The sequence below is a fragment of the Streptomyces sp. 891-h genome (genome assembly GCF_022760275.1).
GTDB lineage: Bacteria > Actinomycetota > Actinomycetes > Streptomycetales > Streptomycetaceae > Streptomyces > Streptomyces spirodelae.
In genome coordinates this window covers 531,644-552,428 of record NZ_CP050693.1, presented here as the reverse complement: position 1 = coordinate 552,428, position 20,785 = coordinate 531,644, and the positions used below count along the sequence as shown (strand labels likewise).

At 73.7% G+C, this 20,785-nt stretch carries 15 protein-coding genes; 8 read left to right on the top strand and 7 right to left on the bottom strand.

Going from position 1 to position 20,785, the window contains the following annotated elements:
• The first annotated feature begins 328 nt into the window (after positions 1 to 328).
• Positions 329 to 1,237 carry a universal stress protein gene (locus tag HC362_RS02465; protein WP_243082124.1) on the top strand — a complete coding sequence of 303 codons (909 nt, stop codon included), beginning with the start codon at positions 329 to 331 and terminating at the stop codon, positions 1,235 to 1,237.
• On the opposite strand, the gene cydC is transcribed toward HC362_RS02465, so the two are convergent.
• The 4 genes from cydC to HC362_RS02445 all read right to left on the bottom strand — a co-directional run bounded on the left by cydC (position 1,215) and on the right by HC362_RS02445 (position 7,291).
• Positions 1,215 to 2,990 (bottom strand): thiol reductant ABC exporter subunit CydC, encoded by a 1,776-nt coding sequence (gene cydC / locus HC362_RS02460; protein ID WP_243082123.1) that lies wholly within the window; start codon positions 2,988 to 2,990, stop codon positions 1,215 to 1,217. The two genes, HC362_RS02465 and cydC, sit on opposite strands and share 23 nt — an antisense overlap.
• 14 nt (positions 2,991 to 3,004) lie before the next feature.
• Positions 3,005 to 4,729: a thiol reductant ABC exporter subunit CydD gene (cydD, locus tag HC362_RS02455; RefSeq protein WP_243082122.1), complete on the bottom strand. Its 1,725-nt coding sequence runs from the start codon at positions 4,727 to 4,729 to the stop codon at positions 3,005 to 3,007.
• Positions 4,730 to 4,751: 22 nt separating this feature from the next.
• Positions 4,752 to 5,759 carry a cytochrome d ubiquinol oxidase subunit II gene (cydB, locus tag HC362_RS02450; RefSeq protein WP_243082121.1) on the bottom strand — a complete coding sequence of 336 codons (1,008 nt, stop codon included), beginning with the start codon at positions 5,757 to 5,759 and terminating at the stop codon, positions 4,752 to 4,754.
• A gap of 68 nt (positions 5,760 to 5,827) precedes the next feature.
• The gene (locus HC362_RS02445; protein WP_243082120.1) at positions 5,828 to 7,291 is read right to left on the bottom strand and encodes a cytochrome ubiquinol oxidase subunit I; all 1,464 of its coding nucleotides are present in this window, start codon (positions 7,289 to 7,291) and stop codon (positions 5,828 to 5,830) included.
• 149 nt (positions 7,292 to 7,440) lie between these two features.
• On the opposite strand from HC362_RS02445, the gene HC362_RS02440 reads away from it, so the two are divergent.
• Complete coding sequence (locus HC362_RS02440; protein ID WP_243082119.1) at positions 7,441 to 8,358, top strand: LysR family transcriptional regulator; 918 nt, start codon at positions 7,441 to 7,443, stop codon at positions 8,356 to 8,358.
• 181 nt (positions 8,359 to 8,539) lie between these two features.
• On the top strand, positions 8,540 to 9,748 hold the full coding sequence (locus HC362_RS02435; protein WP_243082118.1) for a low temperature requirement protein A: 1,209 nt from the start codon (positions 8,540 to 8,542) through the stop codon (positions 9,746 to 9,748).
• A 57-nt stretch (positions 9,749 to 9,805) separates the two neighbouring features.
• Here the strand turns inward: HC362_RS02435 and HC362_RS02430 are convergent, their stop codons facing one another.
• Entirely contained in the window at positions 9,806 to 10,450 is a 645-nt protein-coding gene (locus tag HC362_RS02430) for a PepSY domain-containing protein (protein ID WP_243082117.1), read from the bottom strand.
• Positions 10,451 to 10,734: 284 nt separating this feature from the next.
• Here HC362_RS02430 and HC362_RS02425 point away from each other — a divergent pair, with 284 nt between their 5' ends.
• Positions 10,735 to 12,168: an MFS transporter gene (locus tag HC362_RS02425; protein WP_243082116.1), complete on the top strand. Its 1,434-nt coding sequence runs from the start codon at positions 10,735 to 10,737 to the stop codon at positions 12,166 to 12,168.
• Here the strand turns inward: HC362_RS02425 and HC362_RS02420 are convergent.
• Together HC362_RS02420 and HC362_RS02415 are read right to left on the bottom strand one after the other, a co-directional pair.
• Entirely contained in the window at positions 12,072 to 13,616 is a 1,545-nt protein-coding gene (locus tag HC362_RS02420; RefSeq protein WP_243082115.1) for an MFS transporter, read from the bottom strand. The two genes, HC362_RS02425 and HC362_RS02420, sit on opposite strands and share 97 nt — an antisense overlap.
• Positions 13,617 to 13,798: 182 nt before the next feature.
• A complete protein-coding gene (locus HC362_RS02415; RefSeq protein ID WP_243082114.1) occupies positions 13,799 to 15,316 on the bottom strand; it encodes a tetratricopeptide repeat protein in 1,518 nt (505 codons plus the stop codon).
• A gap of 463 nt (positions 15,317 to 15,779) precedes the next feature.
• On the opposite strand from HC362_RS02415, the gene HC362_RS02410 reads away from it, so the two are divergent.
• From HC362_RS02410 to HC362_RS02395, 4 genes are all read left to right on the top strand, one after another.
• Positions 15,780 to 16,853: an acyltransferase domain-containing protein gene (locus HC362_RS02410; RefSeq protein WP_243082113.1), complete on the top strand. Its 1,074-nt coding sequence runs from the start codon at positions 15,780 to 15,782 to the stop codon at positions 16,851 to 16,853.
• The gene (locus tag HC362_RS02405; RefSeq protein ID WP_243082112.1) at positions 16,850 to 18,742 is read left to right on the top strand and encodes a hypothetical protein; all 1,893 of its coding nucleotides are present in this window, start codon (positions 16,850 to 16,852) and stop codon (positions 18,740 to 18,742) included. The genes HC362_RS02410 and HC362_RS02405 overlap by 4 nt, the downstream gene beginning before the upstream one ends.
• A gap of 101 nt (positions 18,743 to 18,843) precedes the next feature.
• A complete protein-coding gene (locus HC362_RS02400; RefSeq protein ID WP_279240171.1) occupies positions 18,844 to 19,917 on the top strand; it encodes a ketoacyl-ACP synthase III in 1,074 nt (357 codons plus the stop codon).
• On the top strand, positions 19,914 to 20,783 hold the full coding sequence (locus HC362_RS02395; protein ID WP_243082111.1) for an SDR family NAD(P)-dependent oxidoreductase: 870 nt from the start codon (positions 19,914 to 19,916) through the stop codon (positions 20,781 to 20,783). The genes HC362_RS02400 and HC362_RS02395 overlap by 4 nt, the downstream gene beginning before the upstream one ends.
• Positions 20,784 to 20,785 lie beyond the last annotated feature (2 nt).

The following is a 20,785-nucleotide window of genomic DNA, read 5'->3' as shown; positions in this document are numbered from 1 at the left end:
CCGTGCGGTTTCGTGGGTGATGTAAATCACATAACGGCGAGTAGCTGAGCAAAGTGCCAGCACGCGTGATGTGACCGTTATCCGGACAGCCCCCTGCCGTTAACGGGTCGGCACACTTGCGTCACAGGAACCGTCCCGAGTCGGGATGCTCGGCTCCGCCGGCCGCGCCGCCGCCCCGCCGGGCGCTCGCACCCGGCCACGGGACCGGCCGGGCCCGCCCGCAGGGCGCACGGGGGCCGTCCGGAGCCGTGGCAGGGACCTGCGGCCCCTGCCACGGGGCCATCCGCGCGGCGAATCTGGAAGCGACCCCGAACGAGAGGTGGACGCCATGTCCCGCAACGTGACCGTGGGCCTCGACGGCTCATCCGAGAGCCGCGCCGCCGCCGAATGGGCCGCCCGCGAGGCCGAGCTGCGCGCTCTCCCGCTGCGGCTCCTCCATGTCCGCGAACCCTCCTCCGCCTCCCTCGCGCAGTCCCGGCTGCCGGCCGGCGCACCGACGTGGCAGGACTGGACAGCGCGGATGCCCCAGGAGGCGGCGGAAGGCATCCAGCTGCGCCACTCCCGGGTCGAGGTGACCGCCGAGCAGGTCGAGGGCTCACCCATCAAGGTGCTGACGTCCGCAGCCAAGGACGCCGAACTGCTCGTCCTCGGCTCCCGGGGACTCGGCGCCGCGCGGGGCTTCCTGGTCGGCTCCGTGGGGCTGGCCGTCGCCGCGCGCGTCGAGCGGCCCGTCGTCTTCGTACGGGCCGGGGAACTGGCCGCAGACGAGCACGCCATGGACCCCGCCGGTATCCCGTCGGCCGCGACCGCGTTCCGCCCGGTCGTCCTCGGCCTCGACGCCGACAGCCCGAACGACGCCGTGCTCGCCTTCGCGTTCGAGGAGGCCGCCCGCCGCGGCACGGCGCTGCGTGCCGTGCACGGCTGGAACCTGCCGCCGTACTACGTCTACGGCCTTTCGGCGGCGCTCGGGCTGCCCGAAGAGCTCGCGGTGCAGAAGGCGGCGGAGGTCACCGAGGCGCTGCGCCCCTGGTGCCAGAAGTACCCCGATGTGCGGGTGGTCGAGGAGTCCCGGGTCGGCAGCCCCGCCCAGCACCTGATCGAGGCGTCCTGCGACAGCTCACTGGTCGTCCTGGGCCGCCGCACCCGCAACAGCCGCATCGGCGCGCGCATCGGCTCGGTCACGCACGCCGTCCTGCACCACGCCGCCGTTCCCGTCACCGTCGTCCCGCACGGCTGACGGCACCGCCTCCGTCCACCCGGCCGCGGCTGAGCCGCACGACGCGGTCCACCAGCCGCAGCCCTGCCGCCCGGTGGGTCACCAGTAGAGTGGTGCGGCCGTCGGCGGCCCGCAGAAGGTCGGCGAGCACGTCGTCGGCCGTCTGCGGGTCGAGTCCTTCCGTCGGTTCGTCCAGGACCAGGACGGCGGGGTCGGCCAGCAGGGCGCGGGCGAGCAGCAGCCGCTGCCGCTGCCCTCCCGAAAGGCTGTCACCCCCTTCGGCCACGGGGGTCTCCCAGCCTTGCGGCAGCGATTCGATCCACGGCAGCAGCCGCACCTGTGCCGCGACAGCCCGCAGCCGTCGGTCCGTCGCCTCCGGCCGGCCCAGTGCGATGTTCTCCCGCACCGAGGCGCGGAAGACATGGGCGTCCTGGGTCACCCCGGTCACCAGCTGCCGGACATCGCGGCCCGACAGGTCGCGCAGCTCGTGTCCGTCGAGCCGGACGCTTCCCCACTGGTACTCGCAGAACCGCAGCAGGGTCGACAGCAGAGTCGACTTGCCCGATCCGCTCGGCCCGACCAGAGCGACGCGCTCGCCCGGAGCCAGGACGAGGCCGACGTCCTCGAGCGCGGGCGGCCGGTCCGGCCGGTGCCGCACCCCGAGGCCGGCCACCTCCACCCGGACCGGAGCGCGCGGCGCCGGGAGGGGCCGGGCCGGTTCCGCGACCGGCGGCGCTGTCTCCCACAGTCGGCCCAGCCGTGCGGCGGACCCGGCGACCTCGACCGAGGCGCGTGCCGTGGCGACCAGCGGAGCTGTCACCTCGAAGGAGGCGAGCGCCAGCACGGCCAGTACGGGCAGCAGCACCGTCGGCAGCTCGCCCTGCGCGTGGGCGCGCAGGCCGAGAACGGTGACCGCCGCAGTGGTGAGGCCTTGTACGACGAGCCCCGCCGCGGTGGCGGCCGCGGTGACGATCGCCGGCCTCAGCTGGGCCGACCCCAGCCGTCGGCCGAGCAGCGAGGTGCGCCGCAGGGCGCCGCTCCCGGCGCCGAACGCGGCCAGGTCGGCCGCGCCCTCGGTCAGATCGAGCGCCGAGGCGGCGAGCTCCCCCTGCAGGGCTGCCGCCCGGCCACCGCTCCGCCGCACGGCCACGCGGACAGCAAGGGGGAGGAGCACCGCCGTGATCGCCAGCCCGGCGGTCAGGACCGCGCCCGCCGCCGGGAGGAGCGCGAACGCGGCCGAGCCGGCCGTGGCGGCGACCGTGAGCGCGACGGCGGCCGGGATCAGACAGCGCAGCAGGAGGTCCTGCACCGCTTCGATGTCCACGACCAGCCGACTGAGCAGGTCGGCGCGGCGAAAGGCCGGCAGCGCGGCGGGAGCGAGCGGGATCATCCGTTCGTACAGCCGGGCGCGGAGGGCCGCCATGGCCGTCAGGACCGCGTCGTGGCCGAGGAGCCGCTCGACATAGCGCAGCACCCCACGGCCCAGGGCGAGCGCACGCACCATGACGATGGCAAGCGCCACCGCCTCCAGCGGCGGCTGCCGCGCCGCACTGGAGATCAGCCAGGCCGCTGTGGTCATCAGGGCGAGCGCGGAGAGTTCGGCGGCGACCGCGGCCGTCACCGCCGCCAGGAGGCGCCGCCGGTGAGGGAGGAGCAGCCGCAGCAGCCGTGCGGTGTGCCCGCGGCCGAAGCCGGGGAACAGGCCGCGGCCCGGAAGCGGAGCACGTCCGGGAAGCAGGTGTGAGCCGGAACGGTTCCAAGACCGGGACAACATGGTCGGGCAGGTCCTCACTGCGGAAGAGGGGGGACGGACGCTTCGGCCGCCCGGGGACGAGTCGGCCCATCGACAGCGGTCAGCCGGCCGTCCTGGACGGACACGATCCGGTCGGCGTCCCGCAGGACGTCGTGCCGGTGGGCGACGACGAGAGTGGTACGCCCAGCAGCCAGCCGGGCACAGGCGGCGACGACTGCGGCTTCGCTGTCCGGGTCGAGGTGCGCCGTGGGCTCGTCCAGCAGCAGGAGCGGCGTGTCGCGCAGGAACGCTCTGGCGACGGCGATCCGTTGCCGCTCGCCCGAGGAGAGCCCGGCCCCGTGTTCGCCGAGCCGGGTCGCGTACCCCTCGGGCAGCGCGGCGATGAACTCGTGCGCGTGCGCCGCCCGCGCCGCCGCCCGCACCTCCCGGTCGCTCGCGTGCGGCGTCCCGAGCCGGATGTTGTCCGCGACGGAGGCCGCGAACAGGTGGGGGCGCTGTGGCACCCAGGAGATCTGTTGCCGCCAGAACGCCGGGTCGAGGTCGGCCAGATCGGTGGTGCCTACGGTGATCCGGCCCGAGGCGGGGGCCAGGAATCCGAGCAGCAGGGCCAGCAGGGTCGATTTCCCAGCGCCGCTCGGGCCTACGACGCCCAGCCGTTCGCCCGGACGCACCCGCAGCGACACCTCGCTGAGCACAGGGCGCTCCTGGCCCGGGTAGCACACCGACACCCGCTCCAGTGCAAGCCCGTGGCGCATCGGTGACGGGCCGGTGCGCGCGGGCATGAACGCGGGCGTGATGTCGGGGGCGGGCTCGTCCAGGATGGCGAAGGCGCGCTCGGCAACGGCGAGGCCCTCCGCGCTGTCGTGGAAGGCGCCACCTGCCGTGCGCAGCGGCAGATACGCCTCCGGGGTGAGGAAGAGGACGGCCAGCGCCATGCCGAACTCCGCGTGCCCCGCGAGCAGCCGAAGCCCCAGGGGGACGGCGACCAGGGCGATCGAGAGGGTGGCGACCAGTTCGAGAACAAGGGCGGAGAGGAAGGCCACCCGCAGGGTGCGCATGGTGGTTACCCGGTGTTCCTCGGCCATCCGCCGCACCACACCCACCTGGTGTTCGGCCCGCCCGAAGGCCCGCAGGGTCGGCAGCCCGGACAGTACGTCGAGGAAGTGACCGCCCAGCCGGGCCAGCGCCGCCCACGACCTGGCCGTGCGCTCGCGAGTGTGCGTACCCACCAGGGCGCCGAAGAGCGGGACCAGCGGAAGCGTGAGCACCACGATCAGGGCCGAAGTCCAGTCGATCACCGAGAGCGCGACAAGTACGGCGGGCGGGGTGACCACGGCGCCGGCCAACTTGGGGAGATAGCCGGTGACGTAGGGGTCGAGAGAGTCCAGGCCCCGGGTGAGAAGCGTCGCCAACTCGCCCCGGTGCCACCGGTACCGCGCAACCGGCCCGGTGGCGTACGCATGGACGGCCAGGCGGTCGCGCAGCGCCGACTTCAGCCACGCCGCCGTATGCGCCGCGAGCACCGACTGCCCCCAGGTCAGTGCCGCGCGTGCCACGAAGACCGCACCCAGCGCCAGCAGCGGCCCCACCAGCCGTTCCGGTGGGGCGGCGGTGGCGAAGCCGCGGGCGAGGACCTCGGCCAGCACGACGGCCTGCGTGATGGCACACCCCGCCGTGGCCGCCGCCAGAACCGCCGTCCACGCCAGCCGGCGGCGGAGCGCCGGGAACTCCGCGTGGAGACGCCGTCGAGTGGCGTTCATCGTCCGGGCCCTCCCGCCTCGGTCACAGGTAGCCGGGCGACCCGGCCCGTACCCGGCCGCCGAACAGCCACCAGCTCCACGCCTGGTAGGCCACCATGAGCGGGATCAGTACGACACCGAAGGCGGACAGCACCGTCAGCGTCGCCCCGTCGGCCGCCGCCTCGTGGACGGTCATCCCGAACCGCTCGTCGACCGTCGAGACGAGCACATAGGGATAGGAACCCGCCCCCACCAGCGCCACCGGAACGGCCGCGGCGAGACTGGTGGCCGTGAACGCCCATCCGTTCCTCCGCCGCGCGAGGGCCGGCCACCCGGCCGCCAGGGCCAGGAAGAGCAGCGCGGCGAGAAGCTGAGCGGCCCCCGCGTTGACGAGCGCCGAGGCGTCGCCCGCCGCGGCCAGCAGCGCGCCGGTCAGGGCGCACGCCGCGGTGGCCGCCAGCAGGCCGCGGGCGGCGCGTGCCGCACGCGCCGCGAGCGCCCCGGTGGTCCGCAGGGTGAGGAAGACCGAGCCGTGCGCGAGGAACAGCACGACGGTGGTCAGCGCGCAGACGAGCACGAACGGGTCCGCGAGCACTCCGAAGCGCACCGTGAAGGAGCCGTCGGCACCCCTCGGTACGCCCGTCAGCAGGACGCCGACCACCAGCCCCCAGCTCGTGGCGGGCAGCAGGCCGCCGAGCGCGATCAGAACGTCCCAGCAGCGCCGCGCGGTCGGCCCCGAGGCCCGGCCGCGCAGTTGGACCCCTGCTTTTCCCACTACGAGGCCCAGCAGGAGCACGAGTATCAGCGGATACAGCCCCGAGAGCAGCGTGCCTTCCAGAAAGGGGAAAGCTCCGAACAGCACCCCGGCGAAGGCGACCAGCCATACCTCGTTGCCGAAGAACAACGGGCCCAGCGCATTCAGCGACACCCTCCGTTCTCTCTCGTCCGCAGCCAGCAGGCCGCGCACCATCTGCACCCCGTAGTCGTAGCCGCCGAGTACGAAATAGCCGCTCAGCAGCGCTCCCAGTATCAGGAGCCAGGCGGTCTGCATTGCACATGTCCTTTTCGGTGATCGCTGGGATGACGGCCGTCATGGCCGTTGGAGAAAGAGGGCCGTGGTCACAAAGTGGCGGTGGACCGGGGCGATGAGAGCGGTTCCAGCGCGGTGCGGTCGCCCAGTTGTGTGCCCTCGGGGCCGCGCCGGGCGAAGCGGGCCAGCAGCGTCCAGTTGGCGACGGCCAGCGCCAGGAAGACGGCGAGGAAGAGCACGCAGGAGGTGAGCAGGGTTCCGGTGCCGACCGGCGAGACGGCATCCTCCACCGTGAGTTCGCCGTACACGAGCCACGGCTGCCGCCCGCCCTCGCGGAAGAGCCAGCCGCCGAGGGAGGCGATGAACGGTAGCGGGATCGCCGCGACCAGCACCCAGGGCGCGAACCGGCTGCGGGTCAGCCGCTCGCCGCGGGCCAGCACGGCCGCCAGCCCCGCCGCACAGCCGAGGAAGAAGGCCCATCGGTAAGGGCCGGCCTGCCCGAAGACGGCGCCGCCGGCGAAATCCGAGAGCGGCAGAGCGGCGGCCGCCACGGCCAGTACGGTCACGGGCCGCCTGCGCGTCAGACGTTCCCGGTACAGCGCGAACGCCGCGACGATGGCGACCGTGAAGAGGAGGTAGCCCAGATACAGCATGAGGTACTGGGCCGGAACCGCCCAGCCGGGCGGTACGTAGTCACCCGGGCCGTGCTTCTCGGCCATGGCGGCGGCCAGCTTCCCCACGCCCTCTCCGGACGTCAGGGCCAGCTTCATCGGCTGCGTCTTCTCCAGCAGCGGGTACTGCAGCGCTCCGACGACGTAAGTCGGGGTGCCGGCGAAGGCGGCCACCAGCACCCCCAGGCGGAGCGACCGGTGGAAGAGGGCCCGGTCGGCGGCCGAGCTCGCGCCCCCGGCCGGGCGCCGGCCGCGCGCCAGATGCCAGGCGCTGATCCCGGCCACGAAGATGCCGCCGGTCAGCAGCGCGGCCAAGGCGATGTGCCCCAGCGCCAGCAGAGCGTTCGGGTTCGCCAACATCGCGGCGAAGTCCGTCAGATAGGCCCGCTCGCCCCGGACCTGGTAACCGACCGGGTGCTGCATAAAGCCGTTGGCCACCAGAATCCAGTAGGCCGAGGCATAGGCGGTCAGCGTGACCAGCCAGATCAATGTCACCTGGACTGCCGGGCGCAGCCGTCCCCATCCGAAGATCCACATGCCGAGGAACGTCGATTCGGCGAAGAACGCGATCAGCGTCTCGAGCGCCAGCGGAGCGCCGAAGACATTGCCCGCGAACTTGCTCAGCCCGCTCCAGGAGAGTCCGAACTGGAACTCCATCACCAGCCCGGTCACAATTCCCAGGGCGTAGTTGATGACGTACAACTGGCCCCAGAACTTCGTCATCCGCTCCCGGCGGAGCCGCTCCTCCGGGGCACGGGCGCACGCCGCGCGGGTGTGCATGACAGCCACCAGCGGCACCAGACCCAGCGTCAAGATGACGAACAGCCAGTGAATCCCGGTCGTCCCGGCAAACTGCACCCGCGCCACTAGTGACGGATCCACGGGTCTTCCCTTCCACTTGTCGAGCCCGGCGCGCCCGGCACAGGGCCGAAGTGCGCCTCCTGCGGAAAAGCTAGACGCGCCCCACTCATACCGTCCAAGGCATGCTCAGGTATATGTTCATGCCTCTGAGAGCATGAAGGAGGGGCTGAGTGGATCTGCTTCCGTTGCGGTACTTCCAGTTGGTCGCCCGCTATGAGCACGTCGGCAAGGCGGCAGCGGAACTCCGGGTGGCGCAGCCGTCGGTGAGCCGTACGATCGCCCGGCTGGAGAGCGAGCTCGGCGTGCCGCTCTTCGACCGGCAGGGCAAACGGATACGCCTCAACCGGTTCGGTGCCGCGTACCTGCGCAGGGTCGACCGCGCTCTCGCGGAACTCGACGACGGGCGCCGTGAACTCGCCGACGCCGCAGGGCTGGAGTACGGCAGCGTCGCGATCGCCGTCGAGACGATGCTGACGCTCACCGAGCTGCTGCCCGACTACCGCGCCCGGTACCCCGAGGTGGACGTGCGGCTCTTCCAGGCGACTGCGGACGGGATGCAGCGCCAGTTGCAGCGGGGCGAGGTCGATCTGTGCATCGCCTCCCAGCCGCTGGCCGGGCCCTCGCTGCGCGCGGTCGAGCTCCTGCGGGAGGAGGTCCTCCTCGCCGTCCCGCCCGCCCACCGCCTCGCGGACCGGGAGACGGTGACCCTCGCCGAATTGGAGGGCGAACCGTTCATCACCACACGCACCGGCCACTGGCAACGTGCCCTGGCCGACCGCCTGTTCACCGAGGCCGGGCTCCGGCTCACCGTCGTGTGCGAAGGCGACGAGCCGGGCGCTACAGGGGACCTGATCGGCGCCGGACTGGGCGTCGGCCTGGTCCCCGCCATGTCACGCGAGACCACCACCCGGTCGTCGCCCGTGGTCCACCTCCGGCTCGACGCACCCGGTTGCTACCGGTCCCTGTCCCTGGTCTGGCGCCAGGACGCCTACCTCTCGGTGGCCGCACAGCGCTTCTCCGAACTGGCCGTCGCCCACTTCCGCCGCTTCGCCTCCTACGAGGGTGCGGGCCGAGCCGGGACGAGCTGAGCCGGGCACGTCCCGCGGCCGCTTGCCGAGCGGCTCCGCGCACGGACCACCCGCGAGGCCGCCCCCAGCGTTTCGTGTGCGCGGGGGAGGGCCTACCGGGTAGAAAGTGCGGAGCGGGGCCTGCCCCGGCCCCGTCGTCCGCGCGGGCGACGCGCGGGACTCACGGCAGGAGGGGGCCGGGATGAGTGGAGACGACGGTCTCGCGGCGCGGACCGGAACCCTGCGCCGGGTGATGCGCGCCAGGGACCCGGCGGAGGAACACCGGAGCGCCACCCCGCTCGAGCTGCTGTTCGACCTCACCTTCGTGGTGGCGGTCTCGCAAGCCGCCGCGCAGCTCCACCACGCGCTGGCCGAGGGCCATGTGGGCGACGGGCTCATCGGCTATGCCGCGGTCTTCTTCGCCGTCTGGTGGGCCTGGATGAACTTCACCTGGTTCGCCTCCGCCTACGACACCGACGACGCGCCCTACCGGCTGCTGACCCTGCTGCAGATGGCCGGGGTGCTGGTGCTGGCGGCAGGCGTCCCGGACGCTTTCCAGGACGGCGACTTCTCGGTCGTCGTGATCGGCTACGTCCTCATGCGCCTCGCGCTGATCGCCCAGTGGCTGCGGGCGGCGGCCGAGCACCCCGAAGGCCGTGGCACCGCGCTGCGGTACGCCGCGGGGATCACCGTGGCGCAGGCCGGGTGGATCGCCAGGCTGTGGACAAGCGGCGCATGGGCACCGGCCACCTTCGTGCTGCTGGTGGCCGCGGAGCTGGCCGTGCCCGCGTGGGCGGAGTTCCGCGGCGGCCGCCCCACCACCTGGCACCCCCGGCACATCGCCGAGCGCTACGGGCTGTTCACCATCATCGTGCTGGGCGAGGTGATTCTCGCCAGCCTCACGGCCGTCCAGTCGGCGCTGAGCGACCACGGCCTGTCCGCCACCGTGCTGCTGATCGCCCTCGGCGGGCTGCTGCTCGTCTTCGCCCTGTGGTGGCTCTACTTCACCGGCGGCGAGGCCGAACTGGCCACTCTGCGCACCGCCCTCACCTGGGGATACGGCCACTACGCTCTCTTCGCGGCGCTGGCGGCGCTCGGCTCAGGGCTTGAGGCGGCGCTGGACGCCGCCGAGCACCACGCACACCTGAGCGAGCGGTCCGCAGCGCTGGCTGTGGCCCTGCCCGTGGTGGCCGTACTGCTCCTGCTCGGAGCCGTGCACCGGATGACGGGGGCCGGTGCCGTGGGCCACGGGCTGCTGGTGTCGGCCGGGGCGCTGGTGGTGCTGGCGCTGGGCTTCAGCCCCGCGCTGTTCGGCCTGGGCGGCGCCGTGTTCGCCATGGGCCTGGCCGTCGCCGCGACCCTGGCCGCGAACGTGGCGGCTCTCCGCCACCGGGCGCGCTCTCCGCGCTGACGGTGCACCGGCCGGCGGCGCGCGACGGGGCGCGGCTCGGTGCCTGGTGTCGCGCCGCTACTTCTCCTGCTTCTCCCGGAGGACCTTGCCGGTCTTCACCTCGACCTCCAACTGAGTCTGCTTCGCCTCGGCGTGCGCGCCCTCGACGACGGTCACCTGCCACAGGTCCTCGCCCTTCTTGTTCTTGGTGGTCACCACGGAGTGCAGGTCCTGGTCCGGGTGCCGGGCGGCTGCCTTCCGTACGGCTTCCTCGATCGGGACCCGGAAGTCCTCCAGTTTGTCGGCGTTGTCGTCCGGCGTCGTGTCCTCGTGCCTGCCTGTGACCTTCTTGCCGTCGTCCGACACGGAGACGTCCCACTCCGAGCCGCTCTCCTCCGCGACCTTGATCTCCCACTCCGGGGTGCCCTCGTCGTCGTGCGTCAGGTGGTACGCCGTGCTGCGGGGCACGGCGCGCTGAGCCGTCTCCAGCGCAGTCAGCCCGTGGCGGACGGACAGCGAGAAGGGCCGGGGCGAGGCACTCTCCGTCGGGGAGAAGGTGGGCGAAGCGGTCGCTGAGGCCTCGGCCCCGCCCGCGTACAGCCGGGAGTCCGAGCTCTGGCAGGCGGTCAGCGCGCCGAGGCCCAACAGCAGCGCGGCCGCGCCCGCGAGCGCTGAGGCAGCGGTACCGGAAGAGTGCACGGATCGGTTTCGGTAGTTCGGCATGCCGCCCTCTGTACCACCGCGAGGCCCCTCCGGAACCTGTCGCAACGCGGGAACCCCGGGGGTGCCGGACAGCGGCGCTCGGGTGATCACCACCGCCCGGACGGAGGATGTCCGCACCGGCGCTCCGTCGCCGCGTCCGGGGAGGGGAAGCGGATGACGCATGAGCGCGTGCCCTGCCGCGACCGAGCTCCACAGCCCCCGAAGGCCAGGAAGACGAAGGAACAAGGGCGACAGACGGAAAGGCGACAGGCGGAAAGGCGACGGACGGGAAGGCCGGTGATCCGGTGAGGTGGATCCGCCGGCGGACCGAGCGGGCACTGGAGCTCCTCGGCGGCCGGGAGCGCGCGCGGGCCGCCGCTGTACTGGCAGCCGTACTCGCGATGGACGGCGCCGACAAGGGCACGCTCTCGACGGCGGCGGGCGGCCTCAAGCGCTCCTTCGACCTGGGCAACACCGAGATCGGGCTGCTGGTCAGCGTCGTCGCGCTGTCGGCGGCCGTCTTCACCGTGCCCGTGGGGCTGCTCACCGACCGGGTGCGGCGCACCCGGCTGCTCACCATCAGCACGGCGCTGTGGGCGGTGGCCACCTTCTTCTCCGGCCTGGCCCCGTCCTATCTGTGGCTGCTCGCCTCGCGCGCCGCGCTGGGCGCCGTGACGGCGACGGCGGGTCCGACGGTCGCCTCGCTGACGGGCGACTTCTTTCCGGCCCGGAACCGCGCTCGGATGTACGGGTTCGTACTGGCCGGCGAGATGCTAGGCACCGGACTGGGGTTCGCGGCCTCCAGCGTGGTGGTGGACCTGCTGGGCTGGCGCTTCGCCTTCTGGTGGCTGGTCGTACCAGGAGCCGCCGTGGTGTGGGCTGTGGCGCGGCTTCCCGAGCCGCGCCGGGCCGGCCAGGTGCCCGTCGGAGCGGAACCGAGCGAGCGGACCGGGCCGACCGGGCAGGCCGCTGAGCGGGTGGGCGCCGAGCCGGACCCCTCCATGGTCCTGCGCTCCGACCCCCGTCGGGGCTCACGGTGGGCGTCGATCCGCTACATCCTGCGGGTGCGGACGAACCTGATCCTGATTGTCGCCTCCTCGCTCGGCTACTTCTACTTCACCGGGCTGCGCTCGTTCGCCACGCTCTTCGTCACCGACCACTTCGGGGTCAGCACGTCGTTCGCCGGCTTCCTGATCCTGGTGGTGGGCTCGGGCACCGTCCTCGGCGTGCTCGTGGGCGGGCCGGTCGCCGACCGTCTGCTGCGCCGCGGCATCGTCAACAGCCGCGTACTGGTGCCCGCCGTATGCCTGCTGGGAGTGCCGCTGCTGGTCGCCCCGGCGCTGTACGCGAGCAGCGTGCTGATCGCGCTGCCGCTGCTGATCTGCGGCGCGGCCCTGCTCGGCGCGACCAACCCGCCCCTCGACGCAGCCCGGCTGGACATCCTCCACCCCTACATGTGGGGCACGGCCGAGGGGGTGCGGACCTTCCTGCGCACCGTCGGCGAGGCCGCAGCGCCCACCCTGTTCGGATACGTCTCGGTGCACGCCTTCGCGGGCGGCGACGAGGGACTGACCTACACCCTGATGGTCTTCCTCGCCACCCTGCTGGCCGCAGCGCTGCTGGGCCTCATCGCCCTGCGCACCTACCCGCGCGACGTGGCGACGGCCGCCGCGTCCCACCGGGCCATCTCAGGGCGGGCCGAATCCTCCGGCACCTCGGCGCCGGGACCGCGCGGCTGACCCCGCGTTCCGGAGCCCGGCAGCAACCCGACGAGCAGCACGGAGGCGGCGGTGAGGGCGGCGGCGGTCAGGTAGGCGGCCGCGTACCCGTCGGCGAGTTGCTCGGGCCCTGGCCGGCCCGCGCCGTCAGCGGTCGCCCCCACCGAGACGGCACCGAGGACGGAGAGGCCCAGTGCGCCGCCGATCTGCCGCGAGGTGTTGACCAGCCCGGCGACCACTCCCGCCTCACGGGCTGCGGCGCCGGTGGTCGCCGCGTCGGTCAGCGGCGTCATCAGCAGGCCGATTCCGGTGGCCATGAGGACACCCGGGCCCAGAATCGTGCCGAGGAAGGTGCCGTCCGCCGACAGCACCAGGCCCTGCCAGCCGAATCCGGCGGTGGTCACCACCCCGCCGACGGCCACCATCGTGCGGGTGCCGAACCGTGCCATCAGCCTGGGCGTCACCTTGGAGCCGACGATGACGCCCGCGGTGTGCGGCAGGAAGGAGGCGCCGGCGCGGACGGGGGAGTAGTCGAGCACGTTCTGCATGTAGAGCGAGAGGAAGTACCACATCGCGAAGGCGCCCGTCATGGCGACGAACGTGACCACGTTCCCCGCGGCGACAGCGCGCAGCCTGAACAGGCGCAGCGGCACCAGCGGTTCGGCCGTGCGCGCCTCGACCGCGACGAAAGCGCCCAGCGCGAGCAGCCCGCCCGCGAGCGGTACCAGGACCTCGGTGGAGCCCCACGGGTGCGACTCGGTCCGGCCGATGCCGTACGCCAGGGCAGCGACGCCCACGGTCACCAGCGCCGCACCCGGCAGGTCCAGCCCCCGGCGGCCCGCCCTGTGGTGCTGCTCGTGCAGCGCGAACAGCACCACGGCGACGACCAGCACTCCGACGGGCACGTTGATCAGCAGCACCCACCGCCAGGACAGCAGATCCGTCAGCAGCCCGCCGACCAGGCCACCGGTCGCGCCGCCCGCCGTACCCACGGCCGCCCAGGTGGCGATCGCCCGGGTACGCGCGGGTCCCTCGGGGAAGGTGGAGGTCAGCAGGGAGAGAGTGACGGGCGCGAGGATCGCGGCGCCGATCCCCTGTACGGCGCGAGCGGCGATGAGCGTCTCCGCGTCCTGCGCGAGTCCGCCCGCGAGGCTCGCGGCGGTGAACAGGCCGAGCCCCACCAGGTAGACCGGTTTCCGGCCGAAGATGTCGGCGGCGCGTCCGCCCAGCAGCAGAAAGCCCGCGAAGGTCAGCGCATAGGCGTTCACGACCCACTGCAGCGTGCCGCTGCTGAGCGAGAGCCCCGTGCGGATGCTGGGCAGCGCGACGTTGACCACGGACACGTCGAGGACGACGAGGAACTGGCCGATGCTGGAGGCCAGCACGACCGCCCAGAGCCGGACGGCGCGCCCCGGGCCCGGGTCCTTGCCGGGAGCGGCGCTCGATGACAGCGAAGATTCGGAGAGCATGGCAGCCATCCTGTGCGCCCCGGCCACCTGCGGGCATCGGAACAAGGTCCCACCTGCCCGCGCACTTTGGCCCTAGGCCGCACGACGGGGGCCCGGCGCCTCGCGGCGACGGCAGGGCGGGGCGCATGCGGTCGCGCGGTTGCGGTCCGGTCGCGCGGTCAATCCGGTCGCGCCGCTGTGGTCTAGGGGACGCCGCCGGAGCCGGCGGGGCGGGAGTGTGTCAGGCGGGCCACCTGGTCGCGGACGCCGCGCGCCTGGGGGTGCCTGCGGTAGGGCGCGAGGACGCGGCGGAGGGCGGTCAGGGCCGTGGTCGTACGACGGGAGGCGGTGTACGGGTAGTGGGCCAGGGCACGCGCGCACTGGTCGAGGGCGGCCTCCAGTTCGCCGAGGGCCAGCAGGAGCTCTGCCAGCCGCGCGTGGGTGAGGACGAGCGCGATGTGGTGTGCCGGGGGGCGGACGGCCAGCGACTCCTGGAACGCGGCGGCGGCCTGCGCGCGGTCGCCCAGCGACAGCAGTGTCTCGCCGCGCTGGTAGTGGAACGCCGTCGTCGGGTATCGCGTGAAGGGCTCGAGGGGATCGTCGGCCGCTTCGCGCCGGGGCTCGGTGTCGTGGTACCGCTCGGCGGCCAGCAGGTCCGCGAGCGCCGCTTTCCGCTCGTCTTCGCAGGCCCGCACCAGCGCGCGCCCCGCGTACAGATACGTCCGCACATGGCTGCTCTGGGTGGAGGCCGCGGTCTCCAGGGCCAGTTGTGACCACTGCCGCGCGTGTGGCAGGTCGTCCAGGCGCAGCGCCAGTACGGCCATGGTGCGCAGGGTGATGGCGTAGACGTTCCGGTCCTCGGCCCGGTGCGCCAGATCGAGGGCGGCCCGGTAGCAGTGGTAGCCGAGATTCGGCAGTCCGGAGTCGGCGGCCATCGTGCCCAGCAGGTGCATCAGGCAGGCGCTGCCGGTCAGCACGGCTGGATCGGCCGGCCCGGCCGTTCCGCTGCCGGGAGATGATGCGGTCAGGCGCTGGGCGACGTCGTCGGCGACGTAGGCGCCCAGCGCGGAACGCGCGTGCGCGCCGCCGTACTTGGCCGCCAGCTCGGCGAAGATGGTGACCATGTCGGCCAGCCGCGGGTCGGCGCCCGCCGACTCGCCCCGTGTTGCCCTGCCTTGGGGTGCGCCGTCTTGCGCTGGGCCGCTCTGCGCTGTGCCGCCTTGCGCCGCGCCGCTCTGCTCTGTGCCGCCGTGTGTTGAGCCTGGCTGCGCCGTGCCGGGCTGCCGACCGGGAAGTGGTCCGCCGGCGGGCGGCCAGGCGGGCAGCCGGACATCGGCCGCGGTGAACATCTCCCGGTTGAGCGCCAGCCGCCGCGCCGGGTCGGCATCGGCCGCGCACAGCGCGGTGAGCCGTTCCACCGGATCGCCGGTCCGCAGCACCGCTTCGGCCGAGGCCCCTGCGGTCGTGGTGCTTTCCAGCCCCGTCTCGCCGACGCGCACCGGACGGCCGAGGCGCCGTCCGAACACCTGGGCCACCAGCCCCGGGACCGGTGGGCGCGGCCGGGAGCCCTCCAGCCAGTGGGCGACGGCCGTACGGTCGTAGCGCAGCCGCAGCCCGTACTTGGTCCCCAGAGCGTTGACCGCGCGCGCCAGTTCGCCCGCGCTCCACCCGGACTCCGCCAGCAGGGCGGCGAGTTGGCGGTTCGGCCCACGAGGTCCCATGGGAGTCTCCTGCTCGCTCCGCCCGGTCACGCAGGCCCGGGGCTTCCGGCGGACACAGGGTCCAGGGTTTTCAACGCATTCACGCCTTGGTGACCGAAACCGGTCAGCACCGTGCCCGTGCTTGTGCTTCGGTGGAGACATACCCCGGCGAAGCCCTTCCCACATGGGCCAGGTGCAGTTTCGGACTGTACCCACGGGGTGCCATGGCGCGGCGTTGCCGGTGGTTCTGCTGGTACCGCTCCGCCGGCGACACCAGCGCGCCGACCGCCGGGGCGCACCGCTGCACCGCAGGTCGCGGCGGCCGAGCGGCACCCGGCCGCCCGGCGAGGAGCCGATGGCGGGCCCCGTCGCGAAATAGGCCAGAACACGACCCCGCCGACGGGGACGCGCCGCCCATCCGTCAACACCGTCAACAGCACACCTCACACGCCTCAATCCCCCCAGGTGAGAAGGAGAGAGGAATATGCCGCGAGCATACGACCGACCCGGGTTACCACCGGCGCCATGGGCGCCACCGGCCGAGACCATCCATCTGTTCCCCGGGCAGGGGGACTTCGCGGTCTCCCCACTGGTACGGGCTGTGCGCGCCCACCCCGTGGTGCGCACCGCCGTCGCTGAGGTGTTCGCCCAGGTCGACGAGGTGAGCGCCGCGTACGGGATTCCGGCGCTCGGGCCCGCGCTGCTGGGTGACACACCGCCGAGCGGCCGGACGCTGGCCGCCGGGCCCGTGGGCACGCCGCAGGTCGCGCTGTTCGGCGCCTCCATGGCGCTCCACCGGGCGCTGTGCGCGGTCGGCGCGGCACCCCGGCGGATGGTCGCCGTCAGCTTCGGGGAGATCGCCGCGCTCACGGCGGCGGGTGTCTTCGGCGTGCCCGACGGCACCCACCTCGCGTGCAGGCTCTCCCGCTGGCTGAGCCGCTGCCGGGGCGGAATGACCGTGCTGGCGACGGGGATCGACGAGGCGGAGCGGCTGATCACCGCCGCGGCGGCCCGGAGGGTGGCCGTGGCCTGCGTCAACGACCCGGACGAAACCGTCCTCAGCGGCCCGGTCCGGGAGCTCGACCAGGTGGAGGAGCGGGCGGCTGAGCACGGCGTCGACACCGCCCGGCTCCGGCTGCCCTTCTCCTCCCACCACCCGTCGCTCACCACCCAGGCCGAGGGGTTCGCGGCCGCGATCCGCACCCTGCCCGCACGCCCGGCCCACACCCCGGTCCACTCGGCCGTGCGTGGTGGACCGTACGGCAGGGGCGACGACGTGTACGCGGGCCTGGCCGCCTGTCTGACCAGCCCGGCCCGACTGCCCGCCGTGCTCGACCGGGCGGTGGCCCACGGTCCCGCGCTGCTCCTGGAGTGCGGCACCGGACAGGCCCTCACCCGCAGCGCCCGGCGCGTCCTGAAGCATCGGGACGGCATCGCGGCGTACAGCCCGCTCAACTCCCCGGACTTCCCCTGGGAGCGCCCGGACCGCCTGCACCGGGCCGCAGCGCCCGGGGCGCCCGGAACAGCGCAGCATCAGCCGCAGGGGGAGATCGCGTGACCCGGCCCGCAACCGACCCGCCGACCACCGCACCCGCGCCGCCCCAGCCCATCACCGACCCGTTGCGGACGCCCCGGGCACAGCGCATCACCGAGGCGCTCGGCCCCGTCCGCCCTCCCGAACCGGGGGAGGGCACGAGCCGGAACCAGCTGACCCACCACGCGCTGGCGCGGCTGGCCGAGGTACTGCCGCCGGCACGTCAACTGCTGCACGACCCGGACTTGTCGGCCGAGCTGAGCGCGTGCACGGCACTGGCGGACCCGGCGCTGTACATGACCGTCGTCAACCACTACTTCCTCTGCCTGGGCTCCGTCGTCGCCTCGGCCGACGAGCGGCAGCAGGCCGCACCGGAGCTCGCGCGGGTGGTGGAGGAGCTGGAGAGCGGCCGGCGCAAGGGGGTCTTCCTGGTCACCGAGATCGGCGACGCCACCAGCCATCTGGCGCTCCGCACCACCGCCGAATTCGACCCGGGCAGCCGCGAGTTCGTGCTGACCACGCCCGACCCCGGAGCTGCCAAGTTCTCCGCCGTCGGAACGCCGGGCAGTGCGCAGTCGGCCGTGGTGTGCGCCCGGCTGCGGGTGGGCGGCAGGGACCACGGCGTCCACCCCTTCCTGGCCGACCTGTGCGACGAGCGGCGCACCGCCCCCGGGGTCTCCCTCTCGGGCGCACTCGGCGCCGAGACGCTGCCGCTGGAGTACGCGCTGGTGCGGTTCGAGGGAGCGAGGCTGCCCTACGACCGCTGGCTGCGCGGCGAAGCCCGGATCGACGCCGACGGCGCCTTCCACGAGCCCAACGACCCCCACGGCGACGCCGGCCGCGCGCTGCAGCGCACCCTGGACGTCGGCAGGGCGCTGTGGGCGACGGTGCCGTCGGCCGCCGCCGCGACAGCGCGCGCGTCCGCCACCTCGACGCTGCACCATTCCCGGCACCGGCGCTCGCACGGCCGCCTCGCCCCCGAAGCCCCGGTGCTGGCCTACAGCACCCAACAGCGCGCGGTGCTCGGCGCGCTGGCGGAAGCGTTCGCGCTCGACTGCGCCTCCCGGACCGCGCTGGACATCTGGCAGCAGTCGGAGCAGGCCCGTACCGAGCCGAACCCCTCACCCGCGACGGAGACGGCGTTCTCCCCGTGGGCGGCGGTCGACCGCCAACTGTCCGCCTTCAAGGCGCTGGCGGTGGCCGGCGCGGCCCGGATCACGGCCGAGTGCAGGCGCCGCTGCGGACTCGCCGGGCACCTCACCGTCAACCGGCTCAGCGGCTACGCCGGTCTGGCGGAGGCCTTCGGTGCGGCCGGGGGCGACAACCAGTTGATCCTCCTGGACATCGGCCGCGCCCTGGCGGAGGAGGAAGCGCCCGCACCCGCCGACGGCACACCCCGCCCTGCAGGCACCGATGACCCCGCCTGGTGGCTGTGGACCGTCAGCGCGCTGGAGCAGCGGCTGACGGCCGGACTCCGGGCCGCGCTCGACGAGCGCCGTCAGCGGGACCCGGACGGTACGGACCACATGGACCTGTGGAACCCGCTGCTCGATCAGGCCCGGCAACTCGGCGAGGTCCACACGCTCCGGCTCGCCGCGCAGTCCGTGGCCGAGGCGACCCGCACGGCACCCGACACCGATCAGGACGCAGCCGCTCTGGCCGCCTTGTACGGGACCGGTCAGGCGCTGCGGCTGGCCGGACCGCTGCAGTGGACGGGTGTGCTCTCGCCCGGGGCGGCCGCCGCTCTTGAGGCGGCCGCGGACCGCCAGTGCGCGCGGCTGATGTCCTCCCTCGACTCATTGACGGCCCGGCTCGCACCGCCGGACGCGCTTGTCCCTGTCCCGCTGGCCGCCTCCGACTACGCGGCCGCGCTCGGCGCCACCGCCGACCGATCCCCCGGAGGATGCTCGTGACCGGCAGCTTTTCCCGTTCCGACGTGACTGTCCCGACTTCCGAGGTGACTGCCCCCACTTCCGGCGCGGCTTCCGTCGCCAACTCTGACGCGGCGTCGGGCATCGGCGTCCTGGGCATGGGCACCTACCTGCCCACGCGGCAGCGCTCCAACGACGAGGTCGCCCGCGCGATCGGCGTCAGCCCCGACTGGATCGTGGAACGCACAGGGGTGCGCAAGCGCCACGAGGCAGCACCGGACGAGGCCGCCTCCGACATGGCGGCCGCCGCCGTGCGCTCCGCCGTGGCGGCGGCCGGGCTCGACCCGGAGCAGCTCGACCTGCTGGTGCTGGCCACCTCGACGCCCGACGAACTCGGTCCGGCCACGGCGTGCCGCGTCCAGGCGCTCACCAAGGCACGCAACGCCGTCGCCCTCGATGTCGGCGCCGCCTGCTCGGGCTGGCTGTTCGCCACCCGCGTCGCACACGACTACCTGCGCGCGGACGCCGGTTCCCGCTACGCGGCCGTGGTCGGCGTGGAGGCCTACTCGAAGTTCCTCGACCCCGCCGACCGGGCCACCGCCGTGCTGTTCGCCGACGGCGCCGCCGCCTCCGTGCTGGGCCCGGTACCGGCGGGAGAGGGGTTCACCGACTTCCACCTCGGCTCCGACGGCGCCCTCGCCGATCACGTACTGATCCCGGCGGGCGGGAGCCGCGCACCCGCGGACGCCGGCACGGTCGCCGACCGACGGCACACCATCCGGATGGACGGGCGCGCCGTGCGGGACTTCATCGTCGAGATGTTCCCCCTCGTCGTCTCCGACAGCCTCACCCGCAACCGGCTGCGCGCCGAGGACATCGACGCCTTCGTCACCCACCAGCCCAACCCGCGGATGCTGCGCTCCGTCGGTACGTCACTGGGTATCCCGCCAGGGCGGCTGCCGATCGTCGCGGACGAGGTGGGCAACATCGGCGCGGCCTCGGCGCCCTACGCGCTGGCCGCGGCCGCCGTCGACGGTCTGCTGCGGCGCGGGGACCGCGTCCTCCTCGCCACCTTCGGCGCCGGGATGACGTGGGGCAGCGCACTGCTCACCTGGAGTGGCGCGCCCGTCATCCGTACCGCCCCCACCGCGGCGTCAGCCGTCCCCTTGGCAGAAGCCGCCGTATCCACCGTATCCGCCGAAAGGAGCGCGCGATGAACAGCACGCCCCGCACCGACTCCCTGACGACAGCCGAAGCCTTCCGGCTCGACGGCGCCCGCGCCCTGGTGACCGGAGCGTCACGCGGTATCGGACGCGCCGTCGCGCTCGCGCTCGCCGACGCCGGCGCCGACCTGGCGCTCTCGGCCCGCAGCGAGGCGGCGCTGAAGGACACCGCCGACCAGATCGCCCACCGGGGGCGGCAGGCCGTCCTGGTGCCCGGCGACTTCACGGAGGCCACCGCCGCGGGCGGCGTGGTGGACGAGGCGGCCGCGGCGCTGGGCGGCCTCGACGTCGTCGTCCACAACGCCGGCATCCTGCCCACCGAGCCCGACGGCGCACCGCGGCTCGCCCCTCTCCAGCACACCACGCAAGAGGACTGGGACCGGGTGGTGACCGTCAACCTCAACGCGACGGCCGCGCTGTGCCGGCGCGTCCACCCGCACCTGGCCGCCTCGACCAGGGCGAGCCTGGTGCTGATGTCCTCGGTCGCCGGGGCGGTGGGCACCCCCATGATGGACGCCTACGCGGCGACCAAGGCGGCCCAGATCTCCCTCGCCCGCAGCCTGGCCGCCGGCTGGGCGCGCGAGGGCATCCGCGTCAACGCGCTGTGCCCGGGGTGGACCCGCACCGACATGACCTCGTTCGCCGCCGAGGCCGCGCCGCTGTCCGACTGGCTGATGGCGCACGTCCCGCTGGGCCGGTGGGCCGAACCGGAGGAAGCCGCCTGGGCGGCGCTGTATCTGGCCTCGCCCGCCGCCGCCTTCCTGACCGGTCAGGCGCTGCTGCTGGACGGAGGGCTGTCGGTGCCCGACGGCGGACTCGCCGGTACCCCCAAGCCCGCCTCACCGTTCGCCGGGGTGTGACC